The organism is Streptomyces sp. NPDC058092 (genome assembly GCF_042884935.1).
Lineage (GTDB): Bacteria > Actinomycetota > Actinomycetes > Streptomycetales > Streptomycetaceae > Streptomyces.
Genome location: NZ_JBHVSY010000026.1, coordinates 97,324 through 120,836 on the forward strand (window position 1 = coordinate 97,324; position 23,513 = coordinate 120,836).

At 69.2% G+C, this 23,513-nt stretch carries 20 protein-coding genes and 2 pseudogenes; 7 read left to right on the top strand and 15 right to left on the bottom strand.

The window, feature by feature from the left end; translation table 11 throughout:
• From ACFVV1_RS32775 to ACFVV1_RS32805, 7 genes are read right to left on the bottom strand one after another with little or no spacing between them, the layout of a single operon-like run.
• The gene (locus ACFVV1_RS32775) at nt 1–1,725 is read right to left on the bottom strand and encodes a carbamoyltransferase (RefSeq protein WP_389996846.1); all 1,725 of its coding nucleotides are present in this window, start codon (nt 1,723–1,725) and stop codon (nt 1–3) included.
• A gap of 24 nt (nt 1,726–1,749) precedes the next feature.
• The gene (locus ACFVV1_RS32780) at nt 1,750–2,547 is read right to left on the bottom strand and encodes a radical SAM protein (RefSeq protein WP_389996849.1); all 798 of its coding nucleotides are present in this window, start codon (nt 2,545–2,547) and stop codon (nt 1,750–1,752) included.
• Between the two features lie 16 nt (nt 2,548–2,563).
• Nucleotides 2,564–3,682 carry a hypothetical protein gene (locus tag ACFVV1_RS32785; protein WP_389996852.1) on the bottom strand — a complete coding sequence of 373 codons (1,119 nt, stop codon included), beginning with the start codon at nt 3,680–3,682 and terminating at the stop codon, nt 2,564–2,566.
• A complete protein-coding gene (locus tag ACFVV1_RS32790; RefSeq protein WP_389996855.1) occupies nt 3,682–4,791 on the bottom strand; it encodes a radical SAM protein in 1,110 nt (369 codons plus the stop codon). The genes ACFVV1_RS32785 and ACFVV1_RS32790 overlap by 1 nt, the downstream gene beginning before the upstream one ends.
• 4 nt (nt 4,792–4,795) lie before the next feature.
• Nucleotides 4,796–5,794 (bottom strand): D-2-hydroxyacid dehydrogenase, encoded by a 999-nt coding sequence (locus ACFVV1_RS32795; protein ID WP_389996858.1) that lies wholly within the window; start codon nt 5,792–5,794, stop codon nt 4,796–4,798.
• The gene (locus ACFVV1_RS32800; RefSeq protein ID WP_389996861.1) at nt 5,791–7,101 is read right to left on the bottom strand and encodes a glycosyltransferase family 4 protein; all 1,311 of its coding nucleotides are present in this window, start codon (nt 7,099–7,101) and stop codon (nt 5,791–5,793) included. The genes ACFVV1_RS32795 and ACFVV1_RS32800 overlap by 4 nt, the downstream gene beginning before the upstream one ends.
• A gap of 41 nt (nt 7,102–7,142) precedes the next feature.
• Nucleotides 7,143–7,661 (bottom strand): ATP-binding protein, encoded by a 519-nt coding sequence (locus ACFVV1_RS32805; protein WP_389996864.1) that lies wholly within the window; start codon nt 7,659–7,661, stop codon nt 7,143–7,145.
• A 215-nt stretch (nt 7,662–7,876) separates the two neighbouring features.
• Between ACFVV1_RS32805 and ACFVV1_RS32810 the strand changes: the two genes are divergently transcribed.
• Nucleotides 7,877–9,322: a carph-isopro domain-containing protein gene (locus ACFVV1_RS32810; RefSeq protein ID WP_389996867.1), complete on the top strand. Its 1,446-nt coding sequence runs from the start codon at nt 7,877–7,879 to the stop codon at nt 9,320–9,322.
• Between the two features lie 10 nt (nt 9,323–9,332).
• Nucleotides 9,333–10,286, top strand: a complete 954-nt coding sequence (locus tag ACFVV1_RS32815) for an FAD-dependent oxidoreductase (RefSeq protein WP_389996870.1) — start codon at nt 9,333–9,335, stop codon at nt 10,284–10,286.
• Between the two features lie 95 nt (nt 10,287–10,381).
• Here the strand turns inward: ACFVV1_RS32815 and ACFVV1_RS32820 are convergent, their stop codons facing one another.
• Both ACFVV1_RS32820 and ACFVV1_RS32825 read right to left on the bottom strand, forming a co-directional pair.
• Nucleotides 10,382–11,110, bottom strand: a complete 729-nt coding sequence (locus ACFVV1_RS32820) for a hypothetical protein (protein ID WP_389996873.1) — start codon at nt 11,108–11,110, stop codon at nt 10,382–10,384.
• 312 nt (nt 11,111–11,422) lie between these two features.
• Nucleotides 11,423–12,040, bottom strand: a complete 618-nt coding sequence (locus tag ACFVV1_RS32825; protein ID WP_389996876.1) for a nucleotidyltransferase domain-containing protein — start codon at nt 12,038–12,040, stop codon at nt 11,423–11,425.
• Between the two features lie 387 nt (nt 12,041–12,427).
• On the opposite strand from ACFVV1_RS32825, the pseudogene ACFVV1_RS32830 reads away from it, so the two are divergent.
• A pseudogene (locus tag ACFVV1_RS32830) lies at nt 12,428–12,727 on the top strand (DUF317 domain-containing protein).
• Between the two features lie 413 nt (nt 12,728–13,140).
• A pseudogene (locus ACFVV1_RS32835) lies at nt 13,141–13,973 on the top strand (DUF317 domain-containing protein).
• Nucleotides 13,974–14,090: 117 nt separating this feature from the next.
• On the opposite strand, the gene ACFVV1_RS32840 reads toward ACFVV1_RS32835, so the two are convergent.
• The 5 genes from ACFVV1_RS32840 to ACFVV1_RS32860 all read right to left on the bottom strand — a co-directional run bounded on the left by ACFVV1_RS32840 (nt 14,091) and on the right by ACFVV1_RS32860 (nt 19,638).
• Nucleotides 14,091–15,818 (bottom strand): relaxase/mobilization nuclease domain-containing protein, encoded by a 1,728-nt coding sequence (locus tag ACFVV1_RS32840; protein ID WP_389996879.1) that lies wholly within the window; start codon nt 15,816–15,818, stop codon nt 14,091–14,093.
• Nucleotides 15,815–16,303: a plasmid mobilization protein gene (locus tag ACFVV1_RS32845; protein ID WP_389996882.1), complete on the bottom strand. Its 489-nt coding sequence runs from the start codon at nt 16,301–16,303 to the stop codon at nt 15,815–15,817. Before ACFVV1_RS32845 ends, ACFVV1_RS32840 begins: the two co-directional genes overlap by 4 nt.
• Nucleotides 16,304–16,638: 335 nt before the next feature.
• Nucleotides 16,639–17,928 (bottom strand): hypothetical protein, encoded by a 1,290-nt coding sequence (locus ACFVV1_RS32850; RefSeq protein WP_389996885.1) that lies wholly within the window; start codon nt 17,926–17,928, stop codon nt 16,639–16,641.
• Nucleotides 17,929–18,025: 97 nt separating this feature from the next.
• Entirely contained in the window at nt 18,026–18,724 is a 699-nt protein-coding gene (locus ACFVV1_RS32855) for an ATP-binding protein (protein ID WP_389996888.1), read from the bottom strand.
• On the bottom strand, nt 18,721–19,638 hold the full coding sequence (locus tag ACFVV1_RS32860) for a hypothetical protein (RefSeq protein ID WP_389996891.1): 918 nt from the start codon (nt 19,636–19,638) through the stop codon (nt 18,721–18,723). Before ACFVV1_RS32860 ends, ACFVV1_RS32855 begins: the two co-directional genes overlap by 4 nt.
• 625 nt (nt 19,639–20,263) lie before the next feature.
• On the opposite strand from ACFVV1_RS32860, the gene ACFVV1_RS32865 reads away from it, so the two are divergent.
• From ACFVV1_RS32865 to ACFVV1_RS32875, 3 genes are all read left to right on the top strand, one after another.
• Nucleotides 20,264–20,515 carry a helix-turn-helix transcriptional regulator gene (locus tag ACFVV1_RS32865; RefSeq protein WP_351086281.1) on the top strand — a complete coding sequence of 84 codons (252 nt, stop codon included), beginning with the start codon at nt 20,264–20,266 and terminating at the stop codon, nt 20,513–20,515.
• A 193-nt stretch (nt 20,516–20,708) separates the two neighbouring features.
• The gene (locus ACFVV1_RS32870) at nt 20,709–21,068 is read left to right on the top strand and encodes a helix-turn-helix domain-containing protein (RefSeq protein ID WP_389996894.1); all 360 of its coding nucleotides are present in this window, start codon (nt 20,709–20,711) and stop codon (nt 21,066–21,068) included.
• Nucleotides 21,069–21,098: 30 nt separating this feature from the next.
• Nucleotides 21,099–22,622 (top strand): LacI family DNA-binding transcriptional regulator, encoded by a 1,524-nt coding sequence (locus ACFVV1_RS32875; protein ID WP_389996897.1) that lies wholly within the window; start codon nt 21,099–21,101, stop codon nt 22,620–22,622.
• A gap of 163 nt (nt 22,623–22,785) precedes the next feature.
• Here ACFVV1_RS32875 and ACFVV1_RS32880 read toward each other — a convergent pair whose 3' ends face one another.
• A complete protein-coding gene (locus ACFVV1_RS32880) occupies nt 22,786–23,505 on the bottom strand; it encodes an IS3 family transposase (RefSeq protein WP_389996922.1) in 720 nt (239 codons plus the stop codon).
• Between the last annotated feature and the right edge of the window lie 8 nt (nt 23,506–23,513).

Below are 23,513 nucleotides of genomic sequence, written 5' to 3' on the forward strand. Positions count from 1 at the left end.
TCACCCTTCTCGTACCGACGGCTGGGTCTGCGCACGGGGATTGAGGACGTGGTCGGCGAGCAACAGCGTGTCGCCGACGGCGAGCGCGTCGAGCCCAAGGTCGACCGCGGCGGGGACGGCTTGCTCGGCGGTGCGCAGGATGGGGGTGCCCTTCCTATTGAAGGAGGTGTTCAGCAGGAGCGGCAGGCCGGTGTGCTGGTGGAAGTGCTCCAGGAGTTCGCGGAGCCCCTGGTGGTCGGCGGCGACGGTCTGGGCGCGGGCGGTGCCGTCATGGTGGGTGACTGCGGCGATGCGGTCGGCTCGGCATCTCCGGACACGGGCGACGCGGTTCATGAAGGGGTCGCCTGCCGACATGAACCAGTCCGTGGCGTGCTCGGTGAGGACCGCCGGGGCGAAGGGGCGGTATTCGGCTCGCCTCTTGATCGCGTTGAGGCGGTCGCGCGTGGAGGCGTGGCCGGGGTGGGCGAGGATTGAGCGGTGCCCGAGGGCCCGTGGCCCGAATTCGAGCTGCCCTTGTACCCAGCCGACGATGTGGTGCTCTGCGAGCAGCGCGGCCACTGTGGGCGCCAGACTCGCCCCGAGGCCGGTCAGGGCGCGGTAGCCGGACGGCATCGCCCCCGCCGGCAAGGTGCCCGGGTAGGGGCCCCAGGCCGCGTCGGTCTGCGCCGGAAGGCGATCCTGCCCAAGCTGGTAGTGCCAGCCATACAGCGCGGCACCGACGGCAGTGCCAGCGTCGTGCGGCGCCGGTGCCACGAAGAGGGTGTCGAAGCCGCTGTCGGCGGCCAGCCGGCCGTTGAGGTGGGAGTTCAGGGCACATCCGCCCGAAAACACCAACGCGGAGGTTCCGGTGAGCCGTTGCAGGTGGCGGGCGATGTGGACGACCGATTCGGTGAAGACCTCCTGGACGGCGGCCGCCAGGTCGGCCCGTTCGCGTTCGGGCTGCTCCGCGACATTGTCCGCGGTCCAGGCCCGGCCGCCGAGCAGCAGCGGTGTGCCGCTGTCCGCCGAGCCCCAAGGGTGGTCGATGCGGATCTCGCCATCGTCGCCGAGCCGGACGAGTTCGCGGACCTGCGCTCCGTAACGCTGGGGATCACCGAAGGCCGCGAGCGCCATCATGCTGCCTTCGGGCTCGTCCCCGGGCGGGATCACCCGCCGGGCGAGGTTTCGGTAGAAGTGCCCGAGGGAGGAGTGGATGCGCCGTGGCCCGGCGGGGCCGGGGACCACGGTCGGCATGCCCTGGTGGAGGCGGTCGATGTGATCGGGCCGCAGGTCGTAGCCCGTGATGCGCTCGCGGCCTGGCCCGAAGTCGGAGCCGAGGGAGGAGCCGCCGGCGTCGATGACCAGCCCGGCTGCGTGGTCGTGTCCGGAGAGCAGGTAGCCGGAGAGAACATGGGCCGTGTGGTGGGAGAGGATGCGGAGCTGTTCGCCGAGCGGGGCGGGCAGGAGGGCGGCGAGTTCGTCCCGCTCCTCGGCCAGCCACCAACCGGCGGCGGGGTTGGGGCGCATGGAGGCCGCCCACACGGCGTCCACGTCCTGCGGTTCGATGCCAGCTGCCGCCAGGCACCACTGGAGCGCGCGGGTGGGGGCGGTGAGTGTGCCCTTGCGGGTGGGGTGGTTGTGCTTGACGCCGCTCCAGCGCTCCTCTTCGGCCGCGTAGAGACGGCCGTCGACGACTAAGGCGGCGGCGGTGTCGTGGTGGAAGTTCAGTCCGAGGACTGCGGGCATGGTCGTGTACCTCCGGTCTGGGACTCAGATGGTGAGGGCGGGGGCGGGGACGAGAGCGGCGCCGGAGTCGGTGTACTCGTGGCAGCGCGAGCAGAACCGGAAGTGGTGGCCTCGGGGCGCGAACACCTTGGCCGCGAAGTCCTCGTCCCAGATGCTGAATTCGCTGTCGTCCTTGGCCATGGCGTTGAAGCAGCGATAGCAGGACCCGTCCATCTCAATCATCAGGTGCTGGTCGAGGTAGCGGTCGCAGATGCCGCGCAGATCGTTCGCCGACTGGCCGACGTCGACGTGGTGCACGTGGTTGGTGACGTGGATCGCGCCGTACCTGTCGCACAGCTGTGCAAGCGCCACGAGCTTGGAGGAACTGATGCCTTCCAGGACGCTGTTGACGACCACGGTCTTCCCGGCTGCGCGAAGGCGGGGGACGACGGCGTGTACCTCGGCGTAGTTCTCGTGCTCGTCGTCGCAGCCGATGAGGATCTGGTTGTACGAGCGGAGCGCGGCCTCCATGATCCGCTTGTTACGGGCCAGGGTGATGGCGTTCGTGCCCAGGACCATGACCTTGTCCGGCAGGCGGGTGCGTGCCGCTTCGCTGAGCGCTGGGAAGTCCCGGTGAACGGTGGGCTCACCGCCGTTGATGTGCAGCTGCTGGAAGGGGATGGTCTCCAGCCGGGCGAGGATGGTGGAGAAGAGCTCCAGGGACATGTTCTCGCCCTGGGCGCCGTCGGCGAAGATGCAGAAGTCGCAGGACCGGTTGCACTTCGTCGTGATCTTGATCTTCGCCGTCTTGAGGGCGCGTGGGAGGGACACACGCGAGGGCATGGCGAGGCTCCTTGTGTCAGGGGTGGAGGTCACTGGGCGCGAGGCTGAGGAAGTCCTGCACCGTGGACTTCTGTCGGTGCCAGCGAGCGAGGGTCGCGCGCAGGGTGTCGGCGGTCGTCGGTCCGGTGGGGATCAGCCCGGCCATCCGGGCGGCCAGCCGTTGGACGGGAGTGGCCTCGTCCTCCGCGAGCGCGTTCAGGGTCCGCGTGGCGGATCGGAGTTCCTTCGCCTCCCTCCGGATCAGGTACTCGGTCGCGACGCCGGGCGGCGGATCGAGGTAGTACAGCCATCGGGCGACGCGTACGCGGAGCATTCCGGCGGTCATCACCCAGTCGGTACAGGTGGACTCCTCTCGCTTGTCGGCGGGCCGGCCCACGTCGGGAACGCGGTGCATGGCCGCCTCCAGGGCGACATGGGCAGAGCGGAGCAGGTGGCGCGGACTCCGGGGACGCGCGTCGGGTGCGTCCTCGGAGTGCCGGAGGAACAGCTCGGCATACCGGTCCAGTCCATCCGGGCGCCACTGGGTGAGGGCAGCCGTCTTGCCGGGGCAGCGGGTCCGTGTCGCGAGCGCGGCGGCGGCGAACCAACACGGGGCGAGGTAGTGCCAGGCCACGCAGTGGCGCCGGTACGCGGTGATGTCCGCGACCACGTTGTCCGTGCTGTCCGCTGCAAGCTGGTACCGGCCGCCCAGACGGGCCTGGAGGATTCCTCGGTAGAACCGCTCGTCGACCTCGCACCAGGACGCCATCTGAGCCTGGGACTTCCAGCGCTGGAAGTCCCGGGCGCTCCCGCTGATCAGCGACCAGGTCGCGAGCTCGGGCGCCGAGACGAGCCGGCCGTCCGCCTCGGCCAGGGTGAACACGAAGCCGGGCGGATGCTCCAGCAGACGTCTGTGGGAGACCTCCTGGGCGACCGCGGCGGTGTGCGCGGCGACCAGGCGCTGATTCCACTCCTCCCAATCCGCGGGGGCCTCGGGAAGGAGAATACGTACGTCGACGTCGGAGTGGGGAGCCAGGAGGTCGGCCGGCTGCCACTTGTGGGTGAGCATCACCGCACCGACGCCGTGGGCCTCCAGCTCACGCTCGTACAGCGCTTCGAGCCCCGAGTAGAGGGGCGGCGCCTCGACCACGACCATCACCGCTCCCCGGTGGAGGCGCGGGCGCAGGAGGGCCGGGCCGTGTCCGTGGCGAGGATAGGGAGCAAGGGCAGGACCGGGGCGCCTTCGGGGCGTTCCATGCGGTCCCAGCGCAGGTCGTAGTCGACGTAGTGGAAGCCCTGCCAGGCGTCGTTCGTGTTGCGTTCGAGCATGGCTTGGAAGAGGTGGGCGAAGGCGTTGCCGAGGGTGTCGTCGGTGAGATGGGGCTTCAGCGGGATGTCGCGGTTGTGGAGGATGCAGGGGCGGGCCACACCCGTGGGGGTGATCTTGATCCGGTTGGCGTCGGAGCAGGTGGCGCAGCTGGAGTTGGAGATGAAGCCGATCGAGCCGGCCCAGCCTTCGGGGTTCAGGTAGCGGCCGGGGCTGCGGACGCCGAGCTGGTCCCGGGGGACCTCGCCGGCGTTCGCGAACCACTCGTGGAGACGGCTGCGGACGTCCGCCTCACTGATGAACTCGGTGTCGAACAGGGCCTGTGCGGGGCCGATGTTCTGGAGTTCGATGAGGCGGACGGCGATGGGCAGGTCGCGGGCGAGCTCCGCCACGGCGAAGGCGTCGTCCAGGTAGGTGCGCTGGAGAACGCAGTTGACCTTCACTCGCAGGCCGAGGGAGAGGGCGGTGTCGAGGGTGCGCCGGGTGGTGCGGGGGTCGCCGCCGCCCATGATCGCGGCGGACCGTGTCGGGTCGAGGCTGTGGAGGCTGAGGTTGAGGTACGTCAGGCCAGCGCGGTGGAGTTTCTCGACGCTCAGCCCGCGGCGCAGGTTGCCGTGGCTGGTCATGCCGATCGTGGAGTCGGGCCCGAGGCCGTCCGCGAGGCCCGCGATCACGTCGAGGATGTCTGCCCGCAGGGTCGGTTCGCCGCCGGAGCAGTGTGCCTTCCTGATCTTCCAGGCTCCGGCCTCGGCGGCAATGGCCGCGTAGTCGGAGGCGGTCAGGGGGCGGTCCTTGTGCCCGTAGTCCGGCATGCAGCGGGGCTTACAGAACACGCAGTCGAGGTTGCACAGGGAGTTCAGGGTGAAGGCCAGGTAGGGGTGGTTGCGGCCGGTCGCTGCGAAGGCGGCGACGAGGTCGCGGTGGCATGCGGTGTGCATCGGGTCAGCCTCCTGCGAGGGGAAAGCGGGCATCGGGGGTCTCGGCCAGGCCGTTGAGCGGCTGGCCGGCGAGGTAGCGGTGCAGGTTGTCGATGAAGAACGCGACCGCCTCGTCCATGTACGTGCGGCAGAGCGTCGAGCTCTTCGGTGTGAGCACGACCCGGGGGTGGAGCCGCAGTGGATGGCGGGCGGGCAGGGGTCTCGGGTCGAAGACGTCCAAGGCGGCACCTCGAAGGCGACCGGCGTTGAGGGCGGCCAGGAGGGCCGACTGGTCGACGGTTGCCGCACGGCCGAGGTTGAGGAAGAGAGAGCCGGGCTTGCAGGTCGCGAAGAGGCCGTGGTCGAAGAAGTGGTCCGTGGACCGGGTGGCGGGCAGCAGATCTACCACCACGTCGGCCACGGCGACCGCTTGGTGCACCGCCGAGGTGTGCATCCACGTGATCCCGTCCCCAGAAGCTGCGGGCGGTGTCCGGCGTACTCCGATCACGTCCATGCCGAAGGCTCGGGCGGCACGGGCGAGGTGTCCTCCGATGCTGCCGCAGCCGACGATGGTCATCGTCGCCCCGGCCAGGTCGAAGAACTCCTCGGCCAGGTCGTCCTTCCACCAGGTCCGGTTTGCCTGGACGCGCTGGCTCGTGAACAGCCCGCGGGAGAAGCCCAGGACCAGCCCCATGGCGTGCTCGGCCATGGGCCGGCCGTGGAACCCGTACGAGCGGGTCAGAGCCACTCCGGCGAAGTGGGCCTCGACGACGGGCAGATGGTCGCTGCCGGCGGCCGGGGAGGCGATCCACTTCAGATGAGGCGCGCCGACCAGCCACGACGGCTCGAACCTCCAGCCGAAGTAGACGTGGGCGTCGGCCAGCCGGTGCGGCACGTCCTCCTCGGTTGCCGTGCGGAACTCGACGTCAGGGAAGGCGGCATGCAGGAAACGTTCGTGCTCGGCGGACAACCGCCAGAAGGAGTGCGGGGACTCCAGGCTGATGAGCGCCACCGGCCGGTTCATCGAGCCCTGCCCTCTGCGGTGAGCGAAGGCACCAGAGCCCACGGGGTGATACGACCGATGACGGAGGCGATGCTGGCCTCGTAGTCGTGGCGCAAGTGCACCAGGGCCGTCCCGGCGTGCCGGAGGCGGTCGCGCTCTCGGGGCAGGGCGGTCAGGGCGCGGTGAATGGCGGAGGCCAGGGACCTGGGGTTCCCCGGAGCGGCGGTGAATCCAGTCTCGCCCTCGATGACGGTCTGGGCCAGTCCGCCCGCCGTGGTCGCGACGACCGGGCCCGCGCCTGCCGCGAACGCCTCCAGGGGTATCCGCCCGAAGGGCTCCTCACGTGAGGGAACGACGACCGCACGCAGGGCCGGGCTGTGCAGCCAGGCGCGGACCGCAGGGGTGAAGCGGGTGATCAGCGTTGCGTCCAGGCCGCACGCGCGGATGCGTGCGGCCAGGTACTCCTGGTACGGGGTGGGGTGTTCGTGATCGTCCGAAGTTACGGCTGCCAGCAGCAGGTGCGGAACGCGGACCCCTCGTACCTTCAGAACGTGCAGGGCCTCCAGGAGGTCTTCGAATCCCTTGGTGGGCACGGCGCGTCCCATGGCCAGGAGGAATCCGGCTCGGCCGCTGAAGGGCAGGGGCGGCACGATCGCCGGCCTGGTCATCTCCTCCTGGATCAGCCCGTTCGGGATACTGACGATGCTCGCCCGCGGGACGGCGCAGCTCGTGACGAGGTGGCCTCGCATGTGGGTGGAGATGGCGCCGATCCGACCGCCCCGGACGGTCGCCGCCCGCAGGGCGTCGCGCTCCCAGCGGACTCGGGACAGGTCCTTAGGCCGTGCCAGCGCCGCGGTGGAGCGGGGGACGAGCAGCAGGTCCATGGTCGGGGACGTGTAGGGGGCGAGCCCGAGGAAGGGGACATCGAGGCCGATGAGAAGGCAGCGGCTGGCGCGATCTGCGATGCGCATGGCTGCCTCGCCCGCCAGGTCGCACAGTTGCACGGAGCCGTGGACCGAGTCCGGCGGCGCGTGGACCTCGGGAATCGTGATGACCTCGGCCCCGGCCTGCCGCAGCATCTGCTGGACCTCGTCCGCCCATCGCGGATCGTATGCTCCCGCTGTCTCCGGAACGTGCGGGGTGATCACTGACAGGCGGCCCGTCGGCAGCAGGCGGGCGAGTACCGTGAGGAAGGCGCGGTTGCTGAAGCCGGTGCCTGACTCGGCGCCGTAGAAGCCCTCGTGGAGGGCGACGACGACTCGGGGCTGGCGAGTGGCTTCCGGCACGTCTGTGGGCGGGGGCGGCGGGGTCGCATGGTGGATGCGCACCGTGTGGTGCCTCCTTCAAAAACGGGATCTCGTGGGCGGGATCAATCGGTGTCGGCGGGTGAAGTGAGGGCCCTGCGTGTGAGACGGCACCAGGCGCGGGTGCCGTGGGTACCGGTCGTCAGTGACCAGGCGTCGGCCAGGGCCTCGACAATGACCAGTCCCCGTCCCGATTCGGCCTCCTCCTCGGGCACCGGCGGGGAAGGAGGACCAGGGAGCGAGCAACCGCCGTCGGTCATGGTGATCTCGACCTCCAGGCTGCCGGCGGTCGGGCTCCTGCGGTCGACGCACAGGACCAGGGGCGGGCTGCCCGACGTGAACGCGTTCGTTGCGAGTTCGGATCCGATCAGGCGAGCGTCATCGAGCAGGTCTGCCTGCGTGGCTCCGTGGAGCGCCACCGCGACGGCCTCCCGAGCGATCTCGGCCGCCCTCGGGCCGTAGGGGAGATCAGTGATCAGCGTGGTTGTGCCGCCGCCATCAACATGCCGGTGCACCGGTACGGAGGCCGGTCGCCCGCTATCGCACTCCAGGACACTGCCCGGACGGTCTCGGAAGGTACTCATCCTGTTTTCCAAGGCCCACCCCTTTCTCCGTCGGCGTCGAAGGCGGCGCCTTCTGCCGGGAACCAAGAACACCGGAGAAGGGCGGCCCCGCAGGACCCCATCAGTGGGTCAACTCGGTCAACGTCCTTGCGATGCAGGTGATTCAGTCGACTGTGGGCATCACCATGGGGAGCGCGAGTGGATCGACGAACCGCTGGGGCATGAGGTGGTCGCACGTGGCACTACAGGCAGGGGAACCCAACGCGGTACTGGCGGGGTGCCTCGACGAACTCGGATGGAGCCCGAAGGCGCTCGCTCGGAAGCTCAACAGGGTGTTCGGCGTGGGGACGGTGGCCGAATCGGCGCCGTACCACTGGAGGGACGCCGGCTCACTGCCGCGCTCGCCGTTACCGATGATGGCTGCCTATGTACTGTCCCAGGAACTGGGCAGAGCCATCTCGGTGGCCGAACTGTGGCAGGGTCGCGCGGGCGACTCCTCTGCGCTCGTCCCGGCGGACACCGATCTCGCACGGCCCTGGACCGTGCAGGGGATGGAGGCGATCGTGGAGGACTGGGTGATGGGAGGGCTCGTCGACCGACGCCGATTCCTCGCGATCTCGGGCGCGGGGCTTCTCGCAGTCGTCGCCCAGTACCTCGACGGCACTGCGGGGCGCGGCCAGTACACGCCCCGGATGACGCCGTCGATCGGCGCCGATCCGCTCGTGGACCAGGTGGAGCAACACCTGCCCATGCTCCAGATGCTCGATGACGAACACGGAGGAGCACGGCATCTGCCCTACGTGGGCGCGCAGTTCCGCGCGGTGGGGCTGCTGATCCACGAAGGCGGGCACTCGCCCGCCGTGGCGATCCGTCTGATCCGCGCGCTCGCCGAGATCGGCCAGCTCGCTGGTTGGATGGCCTTCGACGCGGCCGATCACGGTCTGGCGCAGCGCTACTTCGCCACCGCGCTGCGGGCCGCACATCAGGTCAACGATCTGCCGCTGTGCGCGCACATCCTCGGCGACCTCTCCTTCCAGGCAGCGAGCCGGGGACATCCCGCAGACGCCATCGCGCTCGGCGAGGCCGCCCGCCGCGCAAGCGACGCTGCCCCGCCCGCTGTCCGGGCATCCGTCCTGTCACGACTCGCCTACGCGTACGCCGCAGCGGGCCGTGACAACGACTTCGCCCACACCTGCGGCTCCGCCCGAGAACTGATCGCGAGCCGGGACGGCGGCCAAGAGGAGCCCCGCTGGATGTACTTCCTCACCGACAACCACCTGGACTGCCAGGCCGGCTACGGTCTCGTCCAGATGGGCCGCGCGCAGCAGAAGGCGGGCAGCGAAGCCAAGAGCCGCCACTTCCTCGCCCAGGGGAGCGAGATGCTCCGGTCCGGGGCGTACGACGTTCCGCGCGGAGATCCCAGCCAGCGCAGAGCCATGTTCGAGGGCGCCTGGCTGGCACTCGGCCACAGTGCCCACGGAGACCTGGAGGCGGCCTGCGACATCGGCCGGATCGCTGCCGACCGCCTCGACGCCGTGCGCTCACCCCGCAGTGCGATCCTGCTCCACCAGCTGGCCGCCGACCTCCGCCGCCGACAGCGGAACCCTCACGTACGCAGCTTCCTGCCGGTCCTGGAGGACGCACTCGCCCGACATGCCCCGTCGACGCCACCCGGCCGTTAGGGTCAGGATCATGACCGCAGGGGAACGCGTTGTCGTTGTCGGGGCTGGGGTGGCAGGGCTCACCACCGCCGTCGTTCTCGCCGAGGCCGGGGCATCGGTGCACGTGATCGCCGAGCAGGTGCCCGGCGTCACGTCGCTTGCGGCGGGGGCGATGTGGGGCCCGTACCTGGTCGAGCCGAAGGACAAGGTCGACCAGTGGGGACAGCGGTCCCTGGAGGTCTTCCGGAAACTGGCCGAGGACCCGGCTACGGGCGTCCGGCTTACGAGCGGCATTGAGGCATCCCGTACGGCGGAGGCTCCGCCGGACTGGGCCACCACGCTGCCGGGCTTCCGGCCGTGTGACCCAGCCGAGCTTTCGGCCAGCTTCACAGCGGGATACCGATTCGCCGTGCCGCTGATCGACATGCCCCTCTACCTGGACTACCTCCTACGCCGTCTCCACGCCGCCGGGGGAACGGTCGAGCAGCGGCGCCTCGCCTCACTAGCCGAAGCCGGCCTCGCCGCGGTGATCGTCAACTGCACGGGCCTCGGCGCCCGCAACCTGGTCCCGGACCCCGCCCTCCGGCCAATCCGCGGCCAGCACGTCGTCGTCACCAACCCGGGCCTGACCGAGTTCTTCTCCGAGGACACCGGTTCCTCACCGGACCTGCTGTGCTTCTACCCTCACGGCGACACCGTCGTCCTGGGCGGCACGGCCATAGACGGCGAGGGCGACCTGGCCCCCGACGACAAGGCAGCGGCCGGCATCCTCGCCCGCTGCGCTGAGATCGAACCCCGTCTCGCCCAGGTCCGTGTCCTTGAACACCGCATCGGAGCTCGGCCGACCCGCTCCGCAGTCCGCGTGGAGGCGGAGTATCGGGAGGACGGCATCGTGGTCGTACACAATTATGGGCACGGGGGCGCCGGCGTCACCCTGTCATGGGGCTGCGCTGACGAGGTGCATACCCTGGCGATGGAGCCTTGAGCCGATCTGGCTGGACCTGACCACTGCCCACGGCACGAGGCACGCGCCTGTGTAGTGCGGCGAAGTACGGGTTGGCCCAGTTGGGCCACCCCGCCTTACGAGTGAATCACCGACATGCGGGAGTACGGCTGGCCAGGTGCTGGTAGTAACCCCAATGGAGCGGCCGACTCAGGGGCGGGAGGGGCCCTTCGAAGCCCAGCGGATTGCTCTTTCGGGTGCCAGTCCGCCTCGGGCCAGTCGTACTCCACGAACTCGTCGGGAACCTGCCCACAGGGGGCGTAGACGCTGATGAACAGAGTCGTGGTCGAGTCGTTCCACTGCACGTCGACCTGGTCGCCGCCTTCCGGGTTTTCGAATCGGAAGCCCAGTTCGCGGGAGGTTGGGCCTGCACGGTCGCCTTCGTGGGTGAGTTTCCAACCCTGCTGCACCAGCTGCTGGCGCACGCGCTGCTGCGCGACTCGGGCGGTGGCTTCGGGGACGTCGGGCACGCTCCAATCGAGTCCGAAGCTGCGGACGTCGCTTCGTGCCTCGTCAATGTGGGCAATGCTCCGCAGCCCGCCGTAGTAACAGGCGCCGGTATCGACCCTGCCCGAGTCCGCGGCGTACTTTTCGGGCAGCGCGAAGCCGTCGTACACCTCGTCGGACCGGGCCTTGAGCCGTTGCGCGACCGCGTCCGGGTCGGCCGACGGATACGGCGCGCCGTTCCACACGAAGTTCCCCGCCACCACGGCAGCTACTGAAAGCACCACCGTCACGAGCCCGGTGACGGCATACAGGACGGACCGCCCGACGGCCCGGGCTCTACGTACAGGGCTCTTGATCACGCGTGTGACGGTAGGCGTCAGCATTGCGCGACGCATGAGTAGCCGTACCCAGGATAGTTCTGGAGCACCCACGAAGTCGGGTGTCGAAGCGACGAAACGCAGAGAGCCACTGGCAAGAGGCTTCTACGAGTTCGACGTCGCTCACGGCACGGCCTCGCAGCGCCGGGGCACACGGCAGGCAGTCCGTGGCCGGCCCACATCGGTGGGTCGGCGCCATTCCGGTTGGCCTCTGTGCGACACCGTGAGGCCGAGCTGTACGTGCGCGATGCGCGACCACTCCAAAGCGGGCCTGCCGCCCTACGGTGACCTCGTTCATGGAGTTCCGCCGCGCTTGTAGCCGACCCACAACCGGCCGCCGACCTGCTCCACCACCTCGTCCACGACTGTCACGAGGGGCCCAATCCTCCCCGCCAATACTTCACTTAGGCCATCGTGCAGGCGCATGCTAAGCCCCGGCGCCGTGGTCTCAAGACGGCGTGCCAGCCACTTCCCGCCCCCGCCCCAAGATCCGCCAACGGTCAGCGCCATCTCGCCGGTTCGTCGCACCAGTTCGGTGGCAATGAACAACCGTTCGCTCTGGTCGGTGCTTCCCACGAGGTCGTCGAGGAGGTCGGTGATCGCGTAGCGGCAGTCGTCGATCTCTTCAGCCGACACCGTGGGTGGTCCCGCGGCGGTTAGCTTCCGGGCCTCAGCGGCGAGGTGCGCCCCGACTCCATCGGTGTCGAAGAGCAGCAGCCCGTCGGCACACATCCACTCACCGTTCCGGAGGCTTGCCCGGTACGGGGCTGGGGATCCGTGGAGGAGCACCACGATGTCGAGGTCCGACATCGCTGTGCGGCGGCTTGTCACGACGCTGCCTCCCAGGAACGCAGCCCGAGCGTCAGGGTGGTGTTCCTCTACAACGGCACGCGCAGCGTCAATCGCATCCATGCAGCAACTATCAGCACTCTGCCTATCGTGCGCACGGGGTTTCTTCGGGATACGGCAGTGCTGTCCCCTGAGGTCGGCTGCCGCTGCATATGGGATGTCCTAGGTCGGAGGTCACCTGCCAGCGGGCGAGAAGGCGGCGAGTGGTCTCAGATGATGGTCTTGGCCTCCGTCGGCGGTGACATTGACGCGGCTCACGCTGTTGCCGCGCAGAGGGGCGTGGCTGGGGTGGACCGCTCCCATGCGGTGCTTCGGACGACGCAGGAGAGTAGCCCGTGCCCCAGTTCGCCGGGGGCAGACAGGAAAGAGCCGCGAAAGACTGGCCAGCGGGTGCAGAGGGATGTCAAGGTAGACGACCTTCCGAAACCCCAGGTCAGAGAGGTGATCGCCGTGACCGTGGCTCCCATCAGCCCGGCTTCTCCACCACCGTCAAGGCCCTGAAAGTGCGCGACTGGCAGCTTGGCCCGGGCCAGCCCATGCTCGTGATGGATCAGTTCTCCGCCGAGGATTTCCACATGGTTGTGGACGACCGTGCCGACGTGCACGTCAATTCGAAGGACGGCCGGTTCTACTTGGGCTGGTCTCCGTTCGGCCGTCCCTGGGTACAGCATCTCCTTCGACACTGAGACGCCGGCCGATATCGTCGCCGCCGCTGTGACGCGCGTGCTGGAAACCACCCGTCCTCGATGAGCACGCCAGCCGGCGTCAGCTGACTCGGCGCTGCCAGCCCCCTCGCTCACCGAACGGGGTGGTACTCCGCGTCCGTCAGCCCGCTGCCCGGATGCAAGGACGTTTCCCCTGGAGTCTTCGGGAATGACCGTCGGTGATCTCATTGATCGCCTGTCCGTCTGTGACCGGACCGCCCCCTGCGGCTGGCGATGAACCTGTTTTCCCCATGGCCCACCGCGCGACACAGGTCGTGGAAGCCCGCGACGAGATCGGACGGCCCGTCGTCTATCTGGCTGAAGGGCGGTGGCGCGGACAGCTGGCTCGGGCGCCTGCCGCCCGAGGTAGCCGTCGCTCTGAACTGACAGGCTTCCGCCCAGGCGCCGCCGCACCGCCCTCGCCGCGTTGCCGGCGGCAAGTAGACCCACACCCAGCCCTTGGAGGCGCCCCTGTATCCCGACCCTCTGCTCGACCCGTCGACCCGTCGACCCCGAACCGGGGCGCCCCGCCTGCGTACTGGGTCGGTCCCCGGCACCTGGCCGGTGACGACGGACGTCTCTACGACGCCGTCGCTGACACGCTCGCCGGCCTCGGCTGGACCAGCCTTGTGATCGTTCGCGGACGGCAGGAGCCCAACGAGGCACCGGAGGACCGGCAGGTCGTGCGCAGCACCGTCCTCCACATCAGCCCCGACACCCTCCGGTGGGCCCAATGGGTGCTGCCGGATGAGCCGTTCCACCTGGGCGAGCTGCCGATCGCCTGGCAGATCTCCGCCCGCGAGCACCCAGACAGCCCGCTTGCGCGGTGGTCGGCCTACTTCACCCCCGGCATCCCGGGTGAGGTCCTCAGCGACTTCCTCCTCGCGCTCGACGCCCGCGACCAGCCCGCCACGGCGCACACCGGTCCCGAGCTCGTTATGGACGTTGTCGCCGAGCACGGCTGGCTCCGCGACGTCGACCAGCCCGACGAGGTGGGGATGCACCCCACCTTCACCTCCCATCTCAGCCTTGGTGAGGTCCCACCCCTCATCCAGGACACCAATCCCCGCGCTCTGACCGTCGAGCCGGACGAAGCGGGACCGGCCGGATGGCAGGCGTGGGCTGAGACCGCCATGGGCGCGCCGTACCTGTGGGCCGCGTCCTTCGGTGCCAGCGTGCCGCACGACCTCGTCGCCGCGTTCGCCAACTCACTCAGCTCCACCGCACCGGTCCTGCGCCGGGTGCTACCAGAGAGCACGCGGGACCGCCTCCTGCGTACCCCAGCTGGTTGATTGCCGTCCCGCACTGCGAAGCCGGGCCTCCCGAATCGAGAGGCCCGGCTTCGGGCTGTACCGGCCTGTTTCCCACGCCTCACGACTGAGCCCCAGGCCGTATTCACATGGCCACAGTCACGGCCTGCGGCCGCGAGGGCCTGTCCGTCTCTGTGCCGGGCCCTGCGCACTGCGCATCGGCCGCTCTGCTCCGTTCTTGTGGGGCCACATGTCGGTGGCGTCGGCGGGCAGGTCTGCCGCCCGTCGCAGCCGCCACACGAGCACGTCGCTGATCGACTCCGCGCTCTCCAATTCCCGTTGCCCAACCGTCTCCGCGAGGAGCGTGGCGTGGGAGTGGCCGGCGTTCTCGGCGTCGGTGAGGGTGACGGCGAGGGCGTACCAGCCGGGCTCGGCGAGAATTTGCTCGGCCAGCTCCGGCAGTATCTCGCGCAGCATCGTCGTCTGCCGTCGCAGGAGAGGGCGGTCCAGGTGCCGCCCGCGTTGGTACAGGGCGTCGAGGGGCTGGGCAGCGGCGGTCCGGTAGGCAGCCCGCAGGTGCTCGGCGGCCTGGTGGGCGGCGGCTGCCTGCTGGGCGTGCTGCTTCTTTCCGTGCCAGTGGGCGGCGGCGGTGACGAGGAAGAACGCCATGTCGATCACCATTGCCGTGGTGGCGCCGTCCTCGCCCCGGCCGAGTGCTGGTCCGCTGCGGATCAGGTCTCGGGCCGCGCGTCGTAGTTGTTGGCTGTGGCGGAATTTCTCACGAGTGTGGGAATGGGAGGCCCGCTCGAATGCCAGAGCTGCCTCACGTAGTTCCTGCCTGGTGTAGAGGGCAGAGGTCTTGGCGAGGGCGTCGAGGACTTCGCCGGTCGCTGCGATCTGCGCGGCTGCCGCACCATCGTCGCTTCGGTCGAGGGCGAGCAGGGCCACCCATACGGCGTCAGTGGTGTTTCGTCGTGCGGCGGACGGTGCGGGCCGCTGCGTGGGATGGTCCTGGTGGCCGCCGTTGTCCGGTGCGGTCGCGACTGCAGTTGTGTCGAACCGGGCCTGGATGCGCGGCAGGGACAGATCGGGGGCGAGCGTCGAGCCGGCGTAGAAGACCGGTTCGTGGTCCTTGTTGTGGTCGCCTGGGAGGGCGACGGTGTAGCCCTTCAGGTCGCCGGAGGGCAGGACTCGTGTGCGTACGAGGAGTCCTGAGTCCTTGAGCCGGTCGAAGAACTCCTGCTCGGTGGCGGCGCCGGCGACCGCGCGGCGGACGGTTTCGCGCAACTCCTCCCGTACGGTGCGGTCCCGGCCCTGGCGCTCCGCCTTGTGGCGTTCAGCGCTGGTGGGCCGCTTGGCGGCGGTGCCGTCGCCTGGTGTGACGCGGTGGAGGCCATAGTCGGCTTCAATCAGGCGGGCCTCGGCCTGGGCGCGCTTTCCGGAGCGGTGGTGGTCGGGGCGGCGGCCGTCCTCACGTACGAGGGTGGCGATGATGTGGATGTGGTCGTCGGCGTGGCGGACGGCGGCCCACCGGCACCCGGCGCTGTCTGCGCCGCCGGAGTCGATGCCGGTGGCGGCCACGATGCGACGGGCGATGTCGCCCCACTCCTCGTCGCTGAGGATGCGGTCGGTGCCTGCCGCGCGTACGGAGCAGTGCCACACGTGCTTGGCGGGTCGCTGGTCTTCGTCGAGGAGGTGCAGTGGCTGGTCGAGAAGCCGCTGAAGATCTTCCTTCGTCGCGGAGGGGTCGCGGCCGGGGTCGGGTGCCATGTAGTCGAAGGAGGCAACCAGGTGCGGGTTGACGTGCTCCTCGCGGGTGCCTTTGCCGTAGAGGTAGTTGAGCAGCCCGCGGGTGCTGCTGCCTTGTTTGTGAATGCGGGGGATCAAGAGGTCTCGTCTTTCTGGGCGTTGTTGATCCGCTCGACAGCGTTCCTGGTGGCGGTGGCCGCGCGGCGGATATCGGTGAGGGCTTCCTCGATGCGGGCGATGTCGCCGCCGGAGTTGAGGGTCTTGGTCATCTGATTGAGGTTGCTGCCGGCCCAGCCGAGCTTGCGGCCTGTGGCGAACAGCTCGGTGAGGACATCGTGGTCGGCGGCGATGGTGGCGGCGGTGCGGGTCTGGTCGCGGGCGGCGGCCAGGGCGGAGTGGGCGAGGAAGCCGGCGACGCTCATGCCGACGGCGTCGGCGCCGGCCTGGATGATGGCGTGTTCGCGTTCGTTGAGGCGGACGCTCTGGGCGGGGCGCTGCTTCTTGTCACGTGGACGGGACTTCCCCTTGGCCCGGCGCTTGCGTCCGGCCGTACTTGGCTGCGATCCGCCCTCGGCCGCAGCTTTCCCGTCCGGCGCCCCCTGGTGCCGGACGTGCCCCGCCACCCCCGGGGAGGGGTCGGGTTCGGGCGCTCCCCCTGCGGGGGAGTGTCCGAACCTCCAACTTGCTTCGCCTGGGGCTGGGATGGCTTGTGTCTCGTTCTGGTGGTGGTCCTGGCTGCTGGTGCACGAATCGTGCATGGAGAGAAGCTCCTGGTGGGAGAGGGGGAGTGGCGGATCAGGCCGGCTGATGGGCAACAGCCCTGCTTCCCACTGGTTCGAGGGGATTCGCGGGGGAGGGCCGTGTCTGGCATAGCGGCGCGAATGAGGGGGCTGGGGCCAGGCGGAGCTGATGGTCCGCAGGTCCCCGTGCCAGCGTTTCTGGCTGACCGGATATCCGGTCAGCCCGTGGGAAGGCTGTTCTTGGCGCCCCGCTCAGCGGCTAGGAGCCCCTTGAGTTCGGTGAGCCGGTTCTCGGAGATGGTGAGTTCGGCGTTGCGGATGGCGTTCCGTAGCACGGCGCGGGTCCCCGTTCCGTGCACTGCCATGGCCTCGCGGCCGATGGCGAGTAGTTCGTCCATTTCGGCACCGGGAGGGCGTCCGTAGCGTTGCGTCGTAGGGACGTCTTCTTCGGAGCGCGACTCGGTGCTCTCGGGAGTGGGTGCCGAATCGTGCAGGGGAAGTTGGCTCTGCACAGATCGAGGAGGCAGGAACTCGGGACGAAGCCCAGGGGCGGGGTGTTCCGTGGCTTCCTCGGTCTCCGAGGCGTAGTCGGCACCCGATCGGCTGCGTGGGTATCTCGTCCCGACGTGGTGCGTGGCGTCCCCGCCTGGAGTGAAAGCGGTCCAAGGCGATGGCAGTTCGATCGTGGCCAGCGCTGTCGCGTGACGGCGGACGGCGAGCTGGTGCAGCAGCACTTCGCGCTGGCGCTGGTCGATGCCCACCGAGGCTCGGGCGATGGCCTGTGACAGCCGTCGTGAAGTGCGCCGGCCTCGCCAGCTAGCGCGCTGCTTTTGGGTTCGCTCCGCTAGGTGCGCGGCCAAGGCGACGGCTCGGCGGGTGGCACGGTCGCGGGTGATCTGCACGGCATCACGATCGTCGGCGATCCCAAGGCGGGAGAGCAGGCGTTCGCGTACTTCGCGTCCGACCCGGGCGAGGATGCTGTGGGAGGCGGCCTCGGGCGTGCGGATGCGCAGTTCGATGCCCATGGCCTGATGCCAGAGCAGTGCGGCCATGACCGGGCCCACGAAGGCCCGCACCGTGCCGCCGACCACACCCGACTCGGCGTACGCGGGGATCACCTGCACAGCGGTGATCACCCAGGTCAGGACGCCGGGCAGGCCGGGTGCCTGCTTGGGGCCGTGCAGGTTCTGCCGCGCCAGCAGTGCCGTGGCGAAGAGGGCGAGTTCGGCAGCGGCGAACATCGCGGTGCGCTCGGTGGTGCCGCTCATGTCCAGGTAGTCGGCGGCGAACCGCCAGCTGGTGTCGGCGCTGTAGGCGGTACATCCGACCGCAGCCAGTGCGGCGACCCTGACTGCGGGCGTTCCGGGCTGTCGCTTGCCGCGGTTCCGGAGAGCGCGTCGGTAGATCAGCCAGCCGACCAGCAGCACCGTGCATGCGACCAGGAGGGCGGTAAGCGCGAGAGACATCGCGTTCCAGCGCCCGAGTGCGGGCAGGGCGAGTTGCGTCATACAGGGGGTCTCCATAGGCCCGCCGCGCCGTGTGGGCAGGCGTGGGCGCGGGCGGGCGGCGTGGTGAAGGCGAGCAGGTGCGGTCGGCGCCGTGCGGTCAGGCGGCGGGCTGGCGTCTGCGGTCGGCGCCGGTGAGGACGACGGTCGTGGTCATCTCGGCGAGACGGGAGGCGACGCGGTCGCCGACGGCGTCGCGCAGCGCGGCGGTCGGCAGATTGGTCGTGATGAGGGTGGGGAGCAGGTCGGTGTAGCGGCGGTTGATCAGCCGGTACGTGATCTCCTCGGTCCACTCCGACTGCTTGGCTGCGCCGAGGTCGTCCAGGATCAGCAGCGGGCAGCTGCTGAGAGTGGCGAGGTCGCGCTCGGCGTCGTGGCCGGGGCGTGGGCGCAAGCGGGCGTACAGGTCGGCCGTGGTGGCTGCCTCCCACCGCAGTCGCACACCGGCGGTCAGCAGTGACCGCACCGCGCCGTACGCCTGGTGCGTCTTGCCGGTGCCGGTGGGCCCGGCGATCAGCAGGGACGGTCCGAGTGCGATGCCTCGAGTGCCGCTCGGGCCGGGCCGCGCGGCGAGGGCCACCTCGTCGACCCAGGCGGCAACCTGCTGTTGGCCGGCGAGGGCGTGGCGGTAGCGGGGCGGGATGCGGGCCTCGGCCAGTTCCAGCGCGGTCACCCGTTCCGAAGGGGCCTCGGCAGGTGAGGTAGTTGGATCGATGCCCCGGTCGGCGAGGATCGTGCCGAGGCGGGCGGCCAGGGTGTTGATGCGCTGCGGTTCCCGGCTGGTGGTGGCTGTGGTCACAGCTGGCCCCCGTAGGCCGCCTCGACGTCAGCGGGCGCCGGGTTGGTCCACGCTCGGTGCGGGGCGGCAGCTGCCTGCGGAGCGTTCATGGCCTCGTTGACCAGGCTCGGTAGCAGGCTTACGGACAGGCCCTTGGCGCGCATGCGGCTCATCCCGGCGCGGATGTGGTCGGGTGCGACACCCTCGCCGAGCAGTTTGGTGACCACTCGGCCGAGGTGGCCGAGCACGTCGCTGGGCGGCCGGTGTTCGCATGAGGCGACGTACTCGCCGACCAGATCCTTGACCGAGGCCGAACTCGAGGCAGCCGGGGGCGCGGGGGCGCTTGCGCTCCCCACCGGAGGTGATCCTAGATCCAGGATCCTAGGTCCTAGATCCGGACCCTGAGTCCTCACTGCGACCTCGTGTCGTTGTGGTGAGGGCTCACTGAAATTGCCCTGACCTGCGGTTTCCCGGTTCACGGATGGCTCGCTACGTTCGCGGTACCCCTCAGGGCTTCCCCCATGAGGGCTCACGGCCTGTTCACGGAGGACTCCGTGAACAGGCGGGGCGACCTCGGCCGATCGGCTGCCCTGGTGGTGCGGGCAAGCCGGGCAGCGGCTGCCGCTGGGCCGGTTGATCTTCTGGTGGCGAGCCCAGGCGACGATGTGCAGGTATCGCTTGCCGTCGTCACCCTCGTACCGGCAGATCAGACCGGCACCGTCGAGCTGCGTGAGGTCGTCCTCGACCTCCAGCGGGCCGTGCTCGGGGCGCAGGGACCACAAGGCGCCGGCGATGACGGCCGCCTGGTCGCGAAAGCGGCCATGGTCGTCTGCCTGCGTGAGCAGGCCGAAGAAGGTCCGCTCGGCATGGACACTCACCGCGGCGAGCGACTCGGAGATGAAGGCTTCCGGCTTGATGGTGCGTATCCGCGCCATGCCTATCGCCCCGCCTTCGTGGGCAGAGCAGAGGAGTTCGGCGACGAGGATGCGACTACGGCCAAGAAGGCAGTAGCTTGTTGGGGCATAGACGGTTCCTCACCCGGTGGCGTTGCAACCGTCACCGTCTTGATCGTTCAGGTACGGGCGATATCGGTAGGGACTTCTTGGCCCCCGGCGTTGGCCCGCCGGGGGTTTTTCATGTGCTCGGCGCCGCAGGGGTTCCGGGCGCATGGCCAAGACAGCCACACCCTCCCCGCACAAGTCCAGCATTCTGCCGAGAAAGCAAACAGCTCTCGGCGAACGCGTCGTGTGCGGCTTCCCTAAAACGGTAAACCCGAATTGGCGGTTGACGAAGAAGCGGCATAAAAGGGGCAACTGGTAAACCAGTTTTGGTGCGGCTTTGACGGACGTGCGATGTGGCCGGGCGATGCAGGAACCCCACGTCAGAGACCCGGTAGGCGATGGGGCATCAGGGTGGTTGGAGCAATTTGGCCAACGGCGGATTCCGGGCTATGTTGCGTCGCTCGCGGGACTCAGGGGACCAGATCTGACAACAAAGACGCGGAATATAGCAGCGGATCGCCGGTTACCGAAACCGCGCAATCGAAGCTACAACTGACCCATGCCTGAAAGCCCTCTGGGAATTGGTCCGGCCGGCGTGCTGACCGCCCGCGCCATTGTGTGTGCCCGCACAGCACGCGGATTCGCCCAGCGTCAGCTGGCCGAACGGGTCACCGCGCTCGGCCGCCCCATGACCATCACGATGTTGTCCCGCATCGAATGCAGACAGCGCCGTTGCGATGTCGACGACCTCGTCGCCATCGCAGCCGCTCTCGGCGTCTCGCCGCTCGCCCTGCTCGCCGAGACGAGTTAGCGGAACGAGCCCTCACGGCGTTGCCCGGGTGGGCCAGCTGCTTCGTACATCACCTCGCCCGTACCTGAACCACCAAGACCGGCGTATCCGTATCCGCACGGCCGCGCCAGAGAAGGAACCTCCTTGCACCGAGAGGCCATTCCCCCTGCCCTGTTGCCCTTCCACCTCCGCACCGCGAAGGAGGCGATCTCGCGTGGCTGAGCAGCCAGGCACCGAGGTAGCGCTGTCCCGCCTCTACCTCCCCGAGGAAATTGCTGCTGTTCTCGGCTGCTCCGCCTGGTGGGTCAAGGACCGGGCCCGTCGGCGGCTGATCCCCTTCACCCGGGTTGGCCGCGCGTATCGCTTCACCGCAGAACACCTCGCAGAGATCATCCGGCTCCATGAGGAACGGCCCGCACGGGCATCCCAGCCGTCCACAGCTCGGGCCGCCGCAAAGACACACGGCCAGCAGGCGAACGCGCCCCAGCGCCCCCAGCTTGCCGCGCCGACAACCCGCCTGCGGGCGCGGTCTCCGTCCCGCGTCAGGCAGAGCCAGTTCAACACCGTCGCCTGACGCGACCACGTATCAAGGGAAAGGAGGAGCGTGGGTTTCGCGGAGAAGCGCGGAAACTACTGGCGCGGCCGGTACAAGACCGCACCTGGCAAGCACCTCACGGTCATCGACGAGAGTGGCAAGGCGATCAAGTTCGCCACCAAGGGCGAGGCCCAGCGCGCCGCGAGCGAGGCCGAGAACAAGTACCGGCGCGGCGACTGGCGTGACCCGGCACTCGGCCAGGAGACCTTCGGCGAGTACGCGAGCCGCTGGTACGGCGCCCAGGACCTGGCCGCCTCGACGATGCAGAACTACAAGCGCCACATCGAGGAGCACCTGCTCCCCGACTTCGAGGACAAGGGGCTCGCCGGCATCCTGCGCATCGACGTCGATGTCTGGGAGAAGAAGGAGAGGGCCTTGTACGCGGCCTCCAGCGTCAAGACTTGGCGCTCGACACTCCACTTGATCTTTGAGGACGCGATCGACGAGGGCCTGATCACGTCCAACCCGGCGGCCAGGAGGCGCGGGCGCGGCAAGCGCGCCGGCCGCTCACGAGACCGCGGGCCGGAGAAGGTCGTCACCGACGCGGTCGGCATCCTGCTGACCGCCGAGAGAGCCGCCCTGCTGTCCGGCCGCGATGACGAGTTCGTCGCTGTCGTCCTCAAGGGATACACCGGCATGCGCTGGGGCGAGATCGTCGGCCTGGAGACCGAGTTCGCCCGTCCCGGGGCTGTTCGGGTCGAGTGGCAGCTGTACGAACTCGACTCGGGGGAGCTGGTGCGCTGCCCACCCAAGGACGACAGCTACCGCACCATCGACTCCATGGACTGGCTGTCGGCCCTGGTCGCCAACCACATCGCCCGCACGAAGCCGACTCCCTGCTCGTGCCACGGCAGGACCTACGTCTTCCGCGGGCAGGGCACGGCTCGTACGGGTGGCCACCTGGGTGCGAAGCTCGTCGACGTCGCGCGCCTGGCAGGTGTCTCCACAGGGACGGTGTCCAATGTCCTTAACCGCCCCGACCATGTCGCCGAAGCCACGCGGGTACGGGTCGAGAGGGCCATCGCGGACCTCGGTTTCGTACGGGGCGGCGCGGTGCCGACGCACGCAGCCCACTGGCGCAGGAACGGTTTCGCGACATGGCTGTTCACCCCTGCGGTCTCAGGCTGGTACCCGAAGAAGGCGCCGCAAGAACCACGGCCTGTGCCGCTACTTGGCGAACCTTGGCCTGGTGTCCCGGCGCGAGGGCGCGGCGCCAGTGCGCGGGCCGACTCATGCTGGCTCCCGATCGCCAAGGGCCTCACACCCCACGGGCTCCGCCACACCCACCGGACCATGATGGAGGACCTCGGCACCGAGAAGGTGCTCATGGACGAGCGCATGGGCCACATCGACGGATCGGTCTCGGCGCGCTACGCCCACGTCACGCCCGGCATGCGCAAGCGGCTCATGCTCGGTCTGACCGAACAGTGGGAGGCGGCTCTAGACGCGCGGCTTGCCATGCGTCCCACGTCACCGGTGCGCGTGCTCGATGACCTTCTGCGCGCACGCAGGCAGGCACTTGACCTGGCGTAGTGCCAGCGGTGAGTTGCGCCTGTGTCCCCTTGAAGTTCCCCCCTGATCTTGGACAGCGGGTGTTTACGCTGCGGGGGTGAAGTCGTGCTGCAGCCTGGCTCGGGTTTCGAGTGGGGTGAGGTACCCGAACTCGGGGTGTTTGCGGAGCCTGGTGCGGTTGTACTCAACCTCGATGAAGCGGAAGACGTCGGCGCGGGCCGTCTCGCGGCTCTCCCAGACGGTGGTGCCGATCTCTGCTTTCAGCAGCCCTGAAGAAGCTCTCGGCTGCGGCGTTATCGTAGCATATGCCGGTTCTTCCCATGCTCTGCCTCAGGTTCAACTCCCGCAATTCGCAGCGGAATTCGCCACTTGTGTACTCGCTTCCACGATCGGTGTGCATGATGCAGCCGCCCTGAAGGCCGCCGCGGCCGGCGGCCATCCGCAGCGCGTCGGTGACCAGCTCGGCGCGGTGGTGTTCGGCCATCGCGTACCCGATCACCTCGCGTGTCGCCAGGTCGATGACGGTCGCGAGGTACCACCAGCCCTCGGTCGTCGGCAGATAGGTGATGTCGCCGACGAGCTTCGTGCCGGGCCGGGTAGCGGTGAAGTCGCGGCCGACCGGGTCCGGGGCCGGTGCGGCCTTGGTGTCCTGCTGCGTCAGGTGGCGGCGCCTGCGGCGGGTGATGCCGCGGACGTCGCGCTCGCGCATGATCCGCTCGACCTTCTTCCGGTTGATCACATGGCCCTTGCGCCGCAGCGCGGCGTGCACGCGCGGAACACCGTAGGCACCCCGTGAGGACGCGTGGATCTCGCGGACCTCCTCGGTCAACCTGGCTTCGGCGCAATGTCGTTCGGCCACTGCCGGCCGGGCCGCCAGCCAGGAGTAGTAGGTGGAGCGGTTGATCCCCGTGA

Coding starts and splice junctions, on each gene's coding strand:
- ACFVV1_RS32775 (WP_389996846.1), bottom strand. CDS start 1,725: ATGCCCGCAGTCCTCGGACTGAACTTCCACCACGACACCGCCGCCGCC.
- ACFVV1_RS32780 (WP_389996849.1), bottom strand. CDS start 2,547: ATGCCCTCGCGTGTGTCCCTCCCACGCGCCCTCAAGACGGCGAAGATC.
- ACFVV1_RS32785 (WP_389996852.1), bottom strand. CDS start 3,682: ATGGTCGTGGTCGAGGCGCCGCCCCTCTACTCGGGGCTCGAAGCGCTG.
- ACFVV1_RS32790 (WP_389996855.1), bottom strand. CDS start 4,791: ATGCACACCGCATGCCACCGCGACCTCGTCGCCGCCTTCGCAGCGACC.
- ACFVV1_RS32795 (WP_389996858.1), bottom strand. CDS start 5,794: ATGAACCGGCCGGTGGCGCTCATCAGCCTGGAGTCCCCGCACTCCTTC.
- ACFVV1_RS32805 (WP_389996864.1), bottom strand. CDS start 7,661: ATGAGTACCTTCCGAGACCGTCCGGGCAGTGTCCTGGAGTGCGATAGC.
- ACFVV1_RS32815 (WP_389996870.1), top strand. CDS start 9,333: ATGACCGCAGGGGAACGCGTTGTCGTTGTCGGGGCTGGGGTGGCAGGG.
- ACFVV1_RS32825 (WP_389996876.1), bottom strand. CDS start 12,040: ATGGATGCGATTGACGCTGCGCGTGCCGTTGTAGAGGAACACCACCCT.
- ACFVV1_RS32850 (WP_389996885.1), bottom strand. CDS start 17,928: ATGACGCAACTCGCCCTGCCCGCACTCGGGCGCTGGAACGCGATGTCT.
- ACFVV1_RS32860 (WP_389996891.1), bottom strand. CDS start 19,638: ATGGCGCGGATACGCACCATCAAGCCGGAAGCCTTCATCTCCGAGTCG.
- ACFVV1_RS32865 (WP_351086281.1), top strand. CDS start 20,264: ATGCCTGAAAGCCCTCTGGGAATTGGTCCGGCCGGCGTGCTGACCGCC.